Annotated in this window: 16 protein-coding genes; 13 read left to right on the forward strand and 3 right to left on the reverse strand. The window is 29.2% G+C overall.

The window, feature by feature from the left end; genetic code table 11:
* Positions 1-100: 100 nt before the first annotated feature.
* Together H0I28_RS11110 and H0I28_RS11115 are read right to left on the reverse strand one after the other, a co-directional pair.
* Positions 101-751, reverse strand: a complete 651-nt coding sequence (locus tag H0I28_RS11110) for a hypothetical protein (RefSeq protein ID WP_218759133.1) — start codon at positions 749-751, stop codon at positions 101-103.
* Positions 752-2275 (reverse strand): tyrosine-type recombinase/integrase, encoded by a 1524-nt coding sequence (locus H0I28_RS11115; protein WP_218759134.1) that lies wholly within the window; start codon positions 2273-2275, stop codon positions 752-754.
* A gap of 586 nt (positions 2276-2861) precedes the next feature.
* On the opposite strand from H0I28_RS11115, the gene H0I28_RS11120 reads away from it, so the two are divergent.
* The 10 genes from H0I28_RS11120 to H0I28_RS11165 all read left to right on the forward strand — a co-directional run bounded on the left by H0I28_RS11120 (position 2862) and on the right by H0I28_RS11165 (position 10834).
* On the forward strand, positions 2862-3272 hold the full coding sequence (locus H0I28_RS11120) for a hypothetical protein (RefSeq protein WP_218759135.1): 411 nt from the start codon (positions 2862-2864) through the stop codon (positions 3270-3272).
* Between the two features lie 151 nt (positions 3273-3423).
* Positions 3424-3876: a hypothetical protein gene (locus H0I28_RS11125; protein WP_218759136.1), complete on the forward strand. Its 453-nt coding sequence runs from the start codon at positions 3424-3426 to the stop codon at positions 3874-3876.
* A 173-nt stretch (positions 3877-4049) separates the two neighbouring features.
* Positions 4050-5054: a DUF2971 domain-containing protein gene (locus tag H0I28_RS11130; RefSeq protein WP_218759137.1), complete on the forward strand. Its 1005-nt coding sequence runs from the start codon at positions 4050-4052 to the stop codon at positions 5052-5054.
* Positions 5055-5216: 162 nt separating this feature from the next.
* Complete coding sequence (locus tag H0I28_RS11135; protein WP_218731508.1) at positions 5217-5675, forward strand: hypothetical protein; 459 nt, start codon at positions 5217-5219, stop codon at positions 5673-5675.
* A gap of 153 nt (positions 5676-5828) precedes the next feature.
* Positions 5829-6389: a hypothetical protein gene (locus tag H0I28_RS11140; protein ID WP_218731510.1), complete on the forward strand. Its 561-nt coding sequence runs from the start codon at positions 5829-5831 to the stop codon at positions 6387-6389.
* A gap of 189 nt (positions 6390-6578) precedes the next feature.
* Positions 6579-7727, forward strand: a complete 1149-nt coding sequence (locus H0I28_RS11145) for an AraC family transcriptional regulator (protein WP_218759138.1) — start codon at positions 6579-6581, stop codon at positions 7725-7727.
* A gap of 348 nt (positions 7728-8075) precedes the next feature.
* A complete protein-coding gene (locus H0I28_RS11150; protein ID WP_218759139.1) occupies positions 8076-8840 on the forward strand; it encodes a hypothetical protein in 765 nt (254 codons plus the stop codon).
* A gap of 223 nt (positions 8841-9063) precedes the next feature.
* Positions 9064-9384, forward strand: a complete 321-nt coding sequence (locus tag H0I28_RS11155) for a type II toxin-antitoxin system RelE/ParE family toxin (protein WP_218759140.1) — start codon at positions 9064-9066, stop codon at positions 9382-9384.
* A 25-nt stretch (positions 9385-9409) separates the two neighbouring features.
* Positions 9410-10504, forward strand: a complete 1095-nt coding sequence (locus H0I28_RS11160; RefSeq protein ID WP_218759141.1) for a HigA family addiction module antitoxin — start codon at positions 9410-9412, stop codon at positions 10502-10504.
* Positions 10505-10522: 18 nt separating this feature from the next.
* Positions 10523-10834: a hypothetical protein gene (locus H0I28_RS11165; RefSeq protein WP_218759142.1), complete on the forward strand. Its 312-nt coding sequence runs from the start codon at positions 10523-10525 to the stop codon at positions 10832-10834.
* A gap of 83 nt (positions 10835-10917) precedes the next feature.
* On the opposite strand, the gene H0I28_RS11170 is transcribed toward H0I28_RS11165, so the two are convergent.
* The gene (locus H0I28_RS11170; RefSeq protein ID WP_218759143.1) at positions 10918-12498 is read right to left on the reverse strand and encodes an IS1182 family transposase; all 1581 of its coding nucleotides are present in this window, start codon (positions 12496-12498) and stop codon (positions 10918-10920) included.
* A 243-nt stretch (positions 12499-12741) separates the two neighbouring features.
* Here H0I28_RS11170 and H0I28_RS11175 point away from each other — a divergent pair, with 243 nt between their 5' ends.
* From H0I28_RS11175 to H0I28_RS11185, 3 genes are all read left to right on the forward strand, one after another.
* The gene (locus H0I28_RS11175) at positions 12742-13200 is read left to right on the forward strand and encodes a helix-turn-helix domain-containing protein (RefSeq protein WP_218761396.1); all 459 of its coding nucleotides are present in this window, start codon (positions 12742-12744) and stop codon (positions 13198-13200) included.
* A complete protein-coding gene (locus tag H0I28_RS11180) occupies positions 13146-13994 on the forward strand; it encodes an IS3 family transposase (RefSeq protein ID WP_254712881.1) in 849 nt (282 codons plus the stop codon). Before H0I28_RS11175 ends, H0I28_RS11180 begins: the two co-directional genes overlap by 55 nt.
* 108 nt (positions 13995-14102) lie before the next feature.
* Positions 14103-14771 carry a hypothetical protein gene (locus tag H0I28_RS11185; RefSeq protein WP_218759144.1) on the forward strand — a complete coding sequence of 223 codons (669 nt, stop codon included), beginning with the start codon at positions 14103-14105 and terminating at the stop codon, positions 14769-14771.
* Positions 14772-14786: the final 15 nt, after the last annotated feature.

Genomic DNA, 14786 nt, shown 5'->3' on the forward strand with positions numbered 1-14786 from the left:
TGGGTTTGGTGGTAAGTTTTTAATTAGACTCAATGATGCGTTAATTATACGTACAATTAACGCATAATAGCCTCTTTTTTATTTTTCCAAGGTGATTTAACTACAAATCAACTCCAAAAACTTTTTCCAATAAATAATTACGAGACTCCTCATCTGTAATTAAATATTTCTTTTTTGTAGATTCTTTTTCAATTGTATTGATTTCTTTTTTGATCATCGAAAAATTATCAACAACAAAAGAACGGATATTAACTTCTATTTTTATCTCACCATTTTCATCAGGAAAAGTTTCTGCAAGATCTTTTTGATGCTGTTCGTATAGATCTGCCTGCAATTTAAAATAGGTAATGTATTTTTTATAAAATTCATTCGTTCCATTTTCTACATCTTTAACCATCTCATCACACCAACACTTCATTCCAAGTAAATGGTTTAGATAATTATTGTATAAAAAATTAAACTGCGCCTCCTTTAATGTTGCATAATAATCTACTAAATCAAAAAGATTCGCTCTTAACTCACCACCTTTTCTCAACATCTCCATGGTATCATCCTGCACATCGACATAACTAACAACCTCTTTAGCTTTGGCAACAATTAACCGATCAAACAACCATTCTGTGTTTTTCTTTTGCTCGTCATCAACTTCGTCCTCTACTAAACTTTTAGAAACATACAATAAAAGAGGGTAAGAAGCCCTATCCCTTAACTCGTTATAAATTTCGTGTTGCTTTGGTTGTTTTTCTGACATTTATTCAAATAATTTAGAGTAATCTTCTGGTAATTCCGCATCAATATCTCGTAAATACTTTTCTAACGAAACCATAGAAGTATGCCCTGTAATTAACATCAAACTACTTTTCGCTTCAAAAGGAGTTGCTTTTTCTCTTAATTTTCGATACAATTTAGAAATAAATGTATGTCTAAAACTATAAATCCCATGATCTTCTGTCAAACCAAATTGCTCTTTTACAACACTTGAAAAGCGTTTAGAAAAATGATCTCTTCTATTAATCTCTTTCGCATCCCAAAAAGCACCTATTGTTTTAGGGGTAAACAAATATGATTCTTTATCTAATTCTGATAAATCTGGTAATACTTCCCATAAGATATCAGGAATTATTTTTGTTTTCTTAGCACTCGTTTTTGCTTTATACTGAATCCTTCTTTCATCAATATTAATGTCTTTTATTTTTATTCTACAAACTTCAATAGGTCTTATAAAACAATAAGAAACAAACTTTATAAATAACAATAAATGAGGATCTTCTTTTTCTAAATATTTAAATATCTTTTTTTGTTCTTCTAAAGAGTATGTTTTATGTCTTTTGGGTTTTGATGCTAAAATTGGTATGGATTGAATATAGTTTTCATCCACCAATTCATTGTCTTTTAATACCTGAAACAAACTCCCTAATTCTGTTCTATAATTATTTCTACTTCTTGCACTTGTTCTTAAAAGAATGGTATTTAAATACTCTATTATATCTTTTCTATCAATACTATTTACATGCTTCTTATCAGGATAATTCACCTCCATCCACGCAATAAACTTATTACTCTTTCTTCTATAGTCACTAATCGTCCTTTCACTTACTTCCTTTTCTTTTAATTCTAAGGCAAGATCAAAAGCTTTTGTAATAGAAATTACATCATTTTTAACTTTTGCAATTGTTTTATTATCATTTGCAATTGTTTTATCGTCATTTGCAATTGTTTTATTATCATCAGCAATACTTTTATCGTCATTTGTAATGCTTTTCTCTTCCTTAACAATGCTTTTCGTTTTACCGCCGCCACTTTCTACTCCTAAAACAATTGCATGTTCGTCTATAGCTTCTTTTACTGCAGACTTTATAGCATCATTTAAATAACTTGGAACTCCCTCTTCTTTTAAAACTTCTTCTTTAGCTTTTTTCTTCGGTGCTTCTTTCAAAAAAGGATCTTTCAATTTTTGATGTAAAATAGTATTATCTTCAAACGGATTAAATCCTTTCTTCAATAAAAAAAGTAAATTTTTTCTGTATGAAGTTAAAATAGTCAACCGTGCTTCTTTGGTTTTGTAATTGTTCACTTTTCCGTAAATATTCCCCATACGTTTCATTTTCCCTGTTTCTGGATCTTTAAATGAAAAATACACATACCAACGCTTGGAGAGGTTTCCATTTGCTGTATAAATTTTTGGGGGTGAAAAAAGTGGTAAAACTTTTGAATCGTGTTCCAAATCGTGTTCAATTTTGGAAGTAAAGGTAATGAATTCGAGAATTGATTGCATAAAAAAAACAGTTTAGCGAACTAAACTGTTGTTTTATACTGATTTAAAGTAGTAGCGGGAACTGGACTCGAACCAGTGACCTTCGGGTTATGAGTTTGACAAAAACCCCATAAACCATCCTATTTTGATCTAATTTATATAAAATCGTGTACGTTTTCGTGTACGTTGATTAATAATTAATTTAAGTAAAAATAATAAACAAATTTGAGTGACACAAGAATAAAAACTAAAGACTTTTTAAAGTTGTAAACTCTCCTCTATTATATTAAAATAATACTACTCGTTTTAAAAAATAAAAAAAAGAGCAACAAAAATGAAACAGTCTGTCAACAATAAAAAAAATCTAAGCCTTTAATTCCTAACATTTTTTTCATTAAATTTAAATTTTAAAATAAAGAATGAATATCTTACTTAAGAAAGTCCTGTTTTCTATAAAACTTCAGAATCATTTTTTTTAAATATTAATTCTAAACAAGCGTGATAATAAAAAGTAAAAACTTTTATTATCCGGAATATATAAACGGATAAACAATATATTTGTTTGCATATAACCAGTTGTAGCACATTACTGAAAAAACTATGAAAAATGAGTAAATTAATAATTACGAGAACTTCCGAATGGAATAATCGAGCAAGGAAATTTGGCATATATATCGATAACAAAAAAATAGGAACAATTTCAAACGGAGAAACTAAAGAATTTAATATTGATTCTGGAAAGCATAAAATTAATGGAAAAATTGATTGGTGTAGAAGTCCAATAATGGAATTTGAAATTACTGAAAACGAATCTAAAATAATAGAAATTGGAGGATTCAAGAATAGTAAAATAATTATGCCGTTAGGAATAGTAATAATGAGTTTATTTTTCTTGATTAAGTACTTGTTGAAAATTGAATCTAATTTTTTGATTCTTTTTGCAGGAATTGGATTTTTATTTCCGTTCTATTATATGACAATTGGTAAAAACAAATATTTAACGATACGAGAAAAATAAAAAACGTGCTACAACAACTGGTATATTTTATTGTTTGGTTCAAGCACACTTACGAAAATCCTCACGGATTTTCTTGGTCGGTAATTATTTACTAAATTTATAGCTAAAACACTCAACAAAACATACCAAAAACCGTTGCCATTAATTTAAAATGAACGTCATTAATTCAATATTTTCGATTTCTATAAGTTTGATTTTCCTAATCATTAATCTGAATAGCGGAATAAAAACGACTGAAATACAAAGCGGAATTTCGACTATAAATAAAGATTGCGGAATTGAAAACGTGACTCTGAAAACGGAACGAATTGAAAAGAAACGCAAGTTTTTATTTTGGACTTTAAGACATAAAAAAGTAATTGTGATTGACCGAATTATTGACCAAAATGGAAATAAGGTTTTTGAGAAAAAATCAGTTTTTATTTGCTCAATGGACGCCTGTGATACAAGAAAATTTAGTCGGATGAAAATAGTCGATAATGAAATCTGGATTTTTAGGCACGGCAAAAATGTGGAAAAAGTTAAACCTATTAATCGTTATAATTTTTGTGGAGATTATCTTGGGGAAAAAGATTGGAAAGACGGAGATTATTACGATGACTGAAATAAAAAAACTAATGGCAACAATGTATAAAAATAATTGCTAGATTAGTGCTTAACCAAAGGTCGTTGCAGTTTTGTTACGTCTGATTTTCCTGCGGAAAATCCTCGCACACAAAACCGCAACTATTCTTATACGTAAACGTTGTGTGCAATTACCGAAAACCTAAAAACTCAATGCTTGTATATAAATATCGAAGTGGAACAGAGAATGATATAAAAGCTCTTGAGAACAATCAATATTGGTCGTCTTCTATTGAACAATTAAACGACCCTTGTGAAGCAATTACTGACACAAAAAAGGTTAAAAAATTTCTGAACTATATTGGACAGAAAGTTGGAGCTAAAACTAAAGAGGACTACGATTTAATTAATGATAATACCGATGAAGTTTTATCGATGGATAATAAAATGGGGATTTATTCACTCTCTAAAACGCCATTAGATGAATTACTTTGGGCTCATTACGCAAATTCTCATAAAGGATACTGTATAGAATATGATTTAGACATTTTGCTAAAAACCGACGGAGGTAAACACGTTCATTCTTTTCCTGTTTTGTATTCAAATAAACCACCAAAAATTGGTTTTTGGGATATTATAAAAAACGAAAAAAATAGTATGATAAAAAAGTTCGCTTTTCATAAATCGAAAAGATGGGAATACGAACAAGAACATAGAATAGTAACAAGTAAAATAGGATTAAATTCCTATAATCCAAAAGCACTAAAATCAGTTTATTTCGGTCTAAAGATTAGCCAATCTGATAAAAATCAAATCATAAATTTATTACAATCAAGAGGAATTAGTTTTTATCAAATTGAATTAGAAAAAAACAGTTATTCATTTAAAACTGTAGAACTTGAGACAGATAAAGAACTAAAATCTAATTATTTAAAACAATTACCAACGTCAATTACAAATGGGAAAATTATAGAGTTTGAAATCTTAAAAGAGAAAATTTTCAACTTTTCAGGAATTGGAGAATTTAAAGTAATGTTGAAACAAGAGTTAAATAATTCAGAAATAGAAATTTTAATCAACTATCTGAAAAAGAACTTATTTTGTGACGGAAAAACATTATTTTTTGAGTTCTTTACTGACCTTAAACAAATTGAGAATTTACCTTGGGTTTCAGCAACATTGAAAGAAGAAAAAATAGAAATACAGTTTAACTATTAAAAATAACTGCACACAACAATGGCTATAAGTAATTGCTTGTTCTCGCCTACTTTGGAAATTCCTGCGGAATTTCTAACTTGGTGTGTACTTGTAAAGTTAAGTGTTAAACCACGCAACTACTCATAGCCGAGACCGTTGTGCAACATAAAACAAAATACGAAAATGAATAAAAAATTGACTTTATTATTTTCAATTTTTATACTATTGAGCTGTAATGGAATTAAAAAGGAAAGGAATATTGATGGAAACTGGTATTCGAGTAGTTTAATAAAACTTGAAAATGGAGAAATTGACTATGCTGAAATTTTTATAAAAAACGATACTGTTCATATTTGTTCAGAATATGTCTTAATGATGTTTCCTAGAAATATGATTTTGGAAAAAGATTCGCTATTCTTCTTTTCAAAAATGGACTCTAATTTCAAAGGAAATATCTTAACGCAAACAAAAAACAGTTTTGAATTAGGTATAGATAATGAACATAAAAGAATATATTATAAATTAGAAAACGTAAAGAATCTTGAAAGTTTAATCAAAGAAGAAATAACAGAGAAAGAATTCTATTTTGAATTTAATGAACGAAGAATTAACCGATACGAAAAGTTAGGAATTGAAAATTAAATAAAATTACGTTGCACAACAACGTGTAATAAAAATTGCTTAATTTTAGCTTAACCAAAAGTTGTTGCTTTTTTACTCACTTCTATTTTCCTGCGGAAAATAGAAGTGAGTAAAAATCGCAACTTTTAATACACAAAACCGTTACCTGTAATTATGAAAAACATCCTGCTTGCCATAATATTATTTCCGATTTTGACTTATTGCCAGTCATCTAAAACTTATTTGGAATTAGTTGACGACGCAAAAACGAAGAAAAGTTCGGAACAAATTGAAAAACTGTTTATTGGAACGTGGGAATTTCAAAAATTGACTGATAAAAACGGAAAAATTATTACCGAAATAAAACATTTTGTAAACGACACAATTACTGCCAATGAAGTTGTTTGGAGACCAAGTATGCGGATTGAAAAAAATGGAACTTATAAACTAATTGGTTGTGAAAATTCGGAAAATTGTGAAAGTGGAAAATGGGAATATGACTCAAAAGAAAAGGTCGTTATAATGACCTTTGACAAACCACAATACAACGTTCCGATTGACAAACTTGCGCCTGGTCTTTTGGAACAATTAAAAAAATCTGGTTCTTTAATTGAGTTTACGAAAAACGAAATAGAAATAGCGGAAATCACTCAAACGGAATTGAAAGTGTTTGAATTTTTGGAAAGTGACGGAACTGAATTTAAATATAATTTAAAAGTGTATCGGAAAAAATAACTACAGGTAACACCGTATAAACTTTATTGCTAGTTGTAGCTCACTTGGGAAATTCCTTCGGAATTTCGCCGTTCGTGTTTTATTTAGTAAATTCATTGCTTAAACAACGCAACAATGCTTATACAACAGCGTTAGCAAACATTAGAATCAACATTATTCATTCCTAGAATTCTATTCATAATTACGTAAATGGAAATTAACTATAACATTGTCAGTTTAATCGATATACTCGGGTTAGTTCAAGGTGTGTTTTTAGGCTTGGTATTAATAATCGAGGGCAGACGCATAAAACCCAAGCTTTTTTTAGGCTTATTTTTAATTGCGTATTGCGCAGAACTCTTAAACTCAATCCTTCACGATTTAAACATTCTTGAATCTGAACCTTGGTTGCTGTTTTTACCATTTAACTTTTTTTATTTAATACTTCCTTTATTCTATATATATGTTAAAGGAATTTCTAATATTAATTTAACTAAAAAGAAAATTGTACTCATCCTTTTGCCTGGAATACTAGAATTTATAAGTTATACAGTACTTTTTATGCTAAGTGTGGGTACAAAAGTAAAATTGCATAATTCAGAAAGTTTTTCTAATGTATTGTCTCTGATTGAAATATTATCATTTGCTTATTCAATATATTATATCTTTCTAACTATTAAATTCATTAATAAGCAAAAAACAAAAGTTGAAGAATTTTACTCAAATACAGAAGGAAAATTACTCACTTGGGCAAAGGGTGTTCTTATGTTTCTGTTTACCTTTCTGATTATTATATTGTCTTCACTTTTTTTAGAAGGAATATTTTATGATGATTACATCTATCCAGCCATTTCATTAATTAATGTCGTTTTTATTTTCTGGATAGGGATTTCCGGTATAAAGCAGTCTAAGCTTTTTGTTACTAAAATCGCTAGTATTAAAAAGATAGACCATCAACAAAGTGATGTTAATGAAACCAATAATAGATTAAAAACTAATAATAAAGATCATTATGAAAAGTTAATTGCATTAATGGATGATGAAAGATTATTTTTAGAGCCCAATTTATCTTTAGCAGATGTGTCTTTAAAACTTAAAATAACGCAACGGAATTTATCGGAACTCATACGAGACGAGTCTGACAAAAACTTTAATCAATTTGTAAATCATTATCGAGTAGAAGAAGCAAAAAAGTTATTATTAGATACTTCAAACAATCATTTAAATATGTTAGGAATAGCTTTTGACTCAGGATTTAGCTCAAAAGCAACATTTTATAGTGTTTTTAAAAAACACACTTCCCTTACACCTACATTGTTTAAAAACAACATATTACCACAAAACTACACGAGTCTATAATTATGTAATAAGTCTAGAAAACGGTTTTCTAGACTCAACAAGCCTTTTTTAAGACTTAAAAAATAGTCCTTGGCCGTATCTTTGCACCAGCAAATCAAGAATTAGAATTATGAAGACTAATAAACTGACTTTGATGGTAATAATCTTTATCTGGATTCTTTTCATTTCTTGGGAATTACTTGTAACAGAATGGAGTCTTATAAAAAACAAAGATGCATTTAGGGTAGACCTACTTATTATTTTTCCACTACTTCAGTTTATTACAATTTATACATTAATTAAAGTATTTAGTAAAACCAAAATAACAAAATAAATAATTGCGCAAAAGTGCGCTAAAAATTAAAAAAAATGAAAATTAAAAATTTATTTAAAACAGTAATTTGCTTATTAACTTTAAGCTTAACATTTAGTTGTTCTAGCGATGATGATTCTATGAAGCCACCAACAGATAATAGTAACTTTACAACTAATTCCAACACAGATTTTTTTATAAATTTTGATGGGACTGTAAATCTAATAGTTTCGGGAACTTTTCAAGAAGATAGTGGTTTTGGGACAGTAACAGACAGAGGTTTTGTTTATGGTACTTCATCTAACCCTGAAGTTGGTGCTAATAATACTTCAGGTATATCTGGTAATAATTCTGATGCAACAGGTTATATAGAAAATTTAACAAGTGGTCAAACTTATTTTATAAGAGGTTATTTTGAATACAGTGATGGCACTCATTTCTATGGAAACGAGATACAAGCAAGTACTGATGTTGATGCGAGTACTAGTAGAAATGTTACTTTAGATATAGAATCAGACGCGTTTTTAATTCAGACAGACTTTATCACAGTAACATTAAATATTAATAATGTTGTTAAAGAAATGCCTATAGAATTTGGTGTTGAATATAGTGTAAATAGCGATTTCACTAACAGTAGTACAAATGCAATTGAGAATTTTGATGGTATACATAACGAAGGTACTATTGTAATTACTAGTTATTCTGCTGTAGCAGAACCTCTAATGTCAGGAACTCAATACTATTTTAGGCCATACGTAAAATATGCTGACAATACAGTAACAAATGGCGGAACTAGTATAGCTAATTTCGCTACAAACTAAATAGAATAAAACGTTTGCTAACAACGTATATAAAAAATAGCTAATTAAGCGCAAATCATAATGGTTTGCGCTTTTTTAATATCTTTAGGCAAAGAGAAAAGTATTGAATACCTAAACGCTACTTTTCATATACAAGACCGTTGGTACAATTTAAAAAAAAGTTCACTAATATAGTGAACTTTTTATTTTTTTATGTATATTTGCAATATGATATAAGAAAACTATGGAAATAAATTTCGAGAAAGATTATTTAAAAGAATTATACGAAAACGGAAAGGCTCGAAGCAAAAAACATAGGTTTCAACCAAACGTTATTAAAAAATATATACAAACAATAGACAAATTAAGAGTTGCGAAAAATACAGAAGAATTATATCCTATTAGAAGTTTAAATTACGAAAAATTAATAGGAGATAAAAAAGGAATGGAATCTGTTCGAGTGGATGGCAAATATCGGATAGAATTTATAGCTTCTTTAGAAGGAGAAGAACCTAATTGTATTACAATATGCTCAATTATTGAATTGAGTAATCACTACAAGTAATCACTTAAAGAGAACACACGAAAAGATGGCAACAAACAAAGTATTAACACCAGCACAAGCGACACATCCAGGAGTCTTAATTAAAGATGAAATAGATGCAACCCCTAATTTAAACCAAAGAACATTGGCTAAAGAATTAGATGTAAAACCTTCGTTTTTAAATGAAATAATCAAAGGGAAAAGACCTGTAACAGCAGATATAGCTATTTTATTAGAAAAAATACTAGGTATTTCAGCAGATTATTGGATGAAATTTCAATCGCAATATGAGATTGATAAAGCTAGAGTAAAACAAAAGAACATTAAAAAATTAAAAAACATTGAATTATGGAACATAATAAAAGAATATGTTCCAGTTCGATATTTTAAAAAACAAAATTATTTAAATGATGATATCGAAAATGATATTAAAAAAATAAAGTGCATTTATCAAGTAGAAACTATAGATGGATTAATATCTGCTTTTTCTAAAGATAAATTTGCATATTATCGTAAATCAGAAAAATTAAAAATAGATGATAATAATATGTTTGCTTGGAATTCACTAGCTCAATATGAAGCGAAAAATCAAAAAACGAACACTTTTAATTTTGATAACTTAAATCAACTTTGTGTAAATTTAAACAATATATTCTATGACAACTATGATACAGCCGAAAGAGTAAAAACGGTTCTTAATCAGTTTGGAATTAAAATGTTACTTATTGACAAACTAGAAAAAACACCAATCGATGGATGTTCTTTTTGGTCAGGTAAAAACCCAGCTATTGCATTAACATTAAGACATAATCGAATTGACAATTTTGCTTTTACAATAATGCACGAAATTGGACATATTGACTTGCATTTAAGAAATGATAAAAACTTAAAATTTATGGATTTAACTAAAAAACAAAATCTAAATAAATATGAGAGTGAAGCTGATAATTATGCCCAAGAAAAATTAATTTCTAAAGAAGTATGGATAAATATATTAGAAAATCATCTACCCCTCAATGATCATAAAATCAAATACTTAGGAGATGAATATAAAATAAATCCTGCCATATTATTAGGACGAGTTTGCTACGAAATGGATTACTATGCAATGAAAACTACAATAGATAAAAAAATGAATTAATATATTTAAACAAAAAAAATGAAAAATAAAATACTTTTTATAGCTATACTATTAATTATTACTAGTTGTGCAAAACAACAAGATTTAACAAATTGTTTAACAGGAGAACCTGAAGGGTTTATTTCAGGAATTATTCACGGATTAATAAGCCCATTTGCTTTTATTTCAATGTTATTTAATGACGATGTGATTATTTATTCATCAAATAATGATGGAAAATGGTATGCATTAGGATTTATCATTGGAACTGGTGGATTCACAAAAATTATAAGCTTTGTTAAAGATTTTTTTAAAACCAATAAAAATAAAGAATCTAATCAAAATACATAAAACTGTTGCCAACACCGGTAACCGTTGCACAACCCATTAAAAAAATAAAAAAACATCTTTTTCAAGCCCTTTTTAAGGGCTTTTTAATTTTTAAGAACTGCTATTTTTCTAAATTTAAATTGGCTTATAACTATTAATATGGACTTTACATCGAGCTTTTTGTTCAAAAATAGCATTGCCAAGGCTTTTGCCTTACTTTTTACATTTTTAGTAACGAATTTTAAATACTTTTTCAAGTTATAGGCCATCGCAAAAAGATGCATCACTTTATTGGCTTGTTCTATGCCTAGAGTATTAATTTTTCGCATCCCCATAAATTGGGTCAAGGTGCCAAAAACAGGCTCTACTGTACTTTGACGTTTCGACTTCATTACCCTGCCTTTTGGGCTAGATAATCTTGCAATGTTACGTTCATATTCTTCTCGATAATATGTCACACTAAACTTCTTCTCTTTGGCCGTTTTTCCCAAACAACTTTTGGCTAATGGACAGGCTTTACAGATTAAACTCGATATTCGGTATTCCTTCTTTTTTGTTTGCGTCCGATAGTCTAAAAATACTTTCTTAAAGGGAACAATCTCATCATTTGGGCAGATATAATGGTCTTCTGATTTTATGTACTCAAATCTTTCTGGACCGCCTTTGTAAGTACCATGAGGTGGTATATAACTCTTAATTCCTCTTTGTTCTAAAAAGGCATAGACTTCTCCACTACTGTAGCCCGTATCTGCTAATACATTTTCCATGCGAAATCCTTGTTTCCATAATCTAGCTTGCAAACGCTCTACTATATCTTCTAAATACTGACTGTCTTTTCCATCTGCATGATAAGCTTTTATATCCGTAATTACATGGTTTGCTGTATCTACACTCAACTGACTGCTATAATTCAGCTTTCTTGCTTTGCCCGGTTTTACACTGATCCGTGAATCTGGGTCTGTGGGACTGTAGTGCGTTTTATTGCTCGTATAACGACTCCCTTTATTATTTGCTCCTGGACGTCCATCTTGTGTTTCTCGCCAGTTCTTATTGCGTGAAGAGATACTCTTTAGCTCTTGGGCATTGGCTGTGATGCTTTGTTGCTCTTTACTCGCCTTGTTTTCTTTCGCTTTGCGATAAACGACTTTATCGCGTTCACTAATCAATCGTACTGAGGCCAAATGAGCTGTTAGCTCTTGGACTGGTACTTTTAGCTCTAACCTATCCATACTTGCATTCGCTTTTACAGGCGCTGAATCAATAGCTTGTGTACTTCCTTTTACCATTCCTTTTTCAATACACATCGCCAAAACATGTGTGAATACTTTTTCATAAACAGCTTCAGGAAATAATTGGCGTGTGCGACTAATTGTGGAATGCCAAGGTAGAGGCTCATCAATATCATAGCCTATAAAATAAAGAATGTCTAATCGCATAGCACTATGTGCCATCAGTTGACGGTCACTGATGATATTTTCTAAATAACCTACTAAACATAATTTGAAAAATACAATAGGATCTATACTGGATTGACCACTTGAACCATAATAGCTTTTTGTCTCTGAATACAGAAAATCTAAATGAAGTATTTCTTTTAAAAGTCTGTAAAAATTGTTCTTGGGAACACGATCACTCAACTGGAAATTATTGAACAGTTTTTCTTGATAGTTTTTCTTGCCTTGCATTACTAAATATACGAAATTTCTGTATCTTTAACAAGTAGTTGTGCAACAAGCACACCGTATATAATTTATTGCTTGCAAAGTTTTTCTTACGAAAAACCTCGCGCACATAAAAGTCTGTTATTATTGGTTATTTTTAGCAAAATTTACGCAACAAATCATACACAACAACGTTGGCTATAATATAAAAAATGTACTTTCCTGAAATAGGTTGACTAAAAATTAAACACTTAATTATAGTCACTTATGAAAGCTCAAAAACAACCCTGGCGAAAAAAAACGTACGAAAAAGCAACTTTAGAACTCAAATTATTCGTCGTTGACCAAATTCAGAATGGACAGATTTCCACAAACTTTGCTTCCAAAAAATATGATGTTCCTAGAACTACAATTGGGTATTGGATCAAAAAATATAGTACTTTAGTCCAACAAAATACAGGTATGAGTAAATTAGATGAGATTAAAAAACTAAAGGAACGTATTGAAGAATTGGAGTTTGTAAAGGAATTTCAACAAGATATTATTGCTGACATGGAAATCATTACTGGAGTCGATTTGTCAAAAAAGTCGTTGCCCAAAACATTAGCGAAAGAGATAGAACTAAAAAAGAAAAACCGTTTAAAAGAAAATGGTTCTATGAGTGTTTTGGGATTAGTAAACAAGCCTTCTACAAAAGACTCAAAACCCAAGAAAACAAACGACTAAACGATGAAAAAGTCATCGCAATGATACAAGAATATCGAAAATTAGTTGGTATGAGAACTGGCGGAATTAAGTTATATGATGAACTTAAACAAGACTTTATAAAACAAGGTATTAAAATCGGTAGAGATAAGTTGTACGATGTGTTAAGGCTTCATAATTTACTTGTTCCTAAGCTTAAAAACTATGTGACAACAACAAATTCTAATCATCAATTTAGAAAATATAAAAACCTAATTAAAGACCAAGTTCCTACTCGACCAGAACAACTATGGGTAAGCGATATAACATACATTAAAACAGACAATGGACACAATTACCTAGCAATCGTTACAGATGCATATTCTAAACAAATTATGGGCTATAAATTAGATAACAACATGAAGACATCACTTTGTTCAGAAGCGCTAGAAATGGCTATTAAAAATAGAAAATACCCTGATAAAAAATTAATACATCATTCTGACAGAGGTTTTCAATACTGTAACCCCAAATACACAGCATTTGCAGAAGAAAATGGCATAATGATGAGCATGACAGAACAATATGATCCTTATGAAAACGCAATTGCAGAGCGAATTAATAGAACTTTAAAATATGAATATGGACTTAGAAATTGCATTAAAAACACTGCCATTGCTCAAGAAGTAACAAAACAAGCAGTATATATTTACAACAATTTAAGAACCCATTTTAGCTTAGAATTAAGAAAACCAGCTGAAGTACATTTAAACCCAAACATCAAATACAAATCATATCGAAGAAATAATGTAAATTTGACTGAACTAACAATTTGAAAACAAAACTAGTTCAAAATATTTTTTGCCTTCTAAACGGCTAAAAAAATCTTTTGAACGGTATAAATTAACCTAAAAAAAGGTCAACCTATATCAGTATAATACAAAATGAGATACAATAATCATCTTGAATTACATAAAACTGAATTTGAATTCAATGAATTTATTATGTTGAATCTTATTAATCCAGAGGTTGAAAGCTTGAATGGACTAAATGGAGAAATGCTAATAGAAGTAGATATTGAATTTGAAATTGATTCAAATAATATTCCTCAAAACATTAAAAAAGCAGAACAATTTAATGGAATACCACGAATGGTTTCTTTTAAAAAAGAGTTACTTAAAATTCAAGATGATTTATTTTTAAATGAGTGTATAAGAGTAATTACAGATTTTAAAAATTGGAAACAGCATAAAAAAGATAACCAATACATAAATATCAAATTCTTTAAAACAATTTATTTTGCTTATCATTCAGAATATTTTAGGAACAAAAATGATTTTGAATTAAACCCAGATATAAAACCTTATTTCAGAATTAAAAACGACAAATATGAAAGAATAATCAAATGCAAATATGGTTGTGATGGAGTTGCGAATTTATTATGTATTGTCGAAAAAAATGGAGAATTATCAAATATTGAACTAATTGGAATTAGCGGAAAGATATCAAGTGAGTTCGCAATAAAAGAATTGAAAACACTAGGGAATCTTGAACCTGCCATAAAAGATAGAAAAAAAGTAAGAACACAAATTGATTTATTAATTTATATATAAAAAATACTATTGCCA

Source organism: Polaribacter sp. AHE13PA (assembly GCF_019278505.1).
In the GTDB taxonomy this organism is placed as follows: domain Bacteria; phylum Bacteroidota; class Bacteroidia; order Flavobacteriales; family Flavobacteriaceae; genus Polaribacter.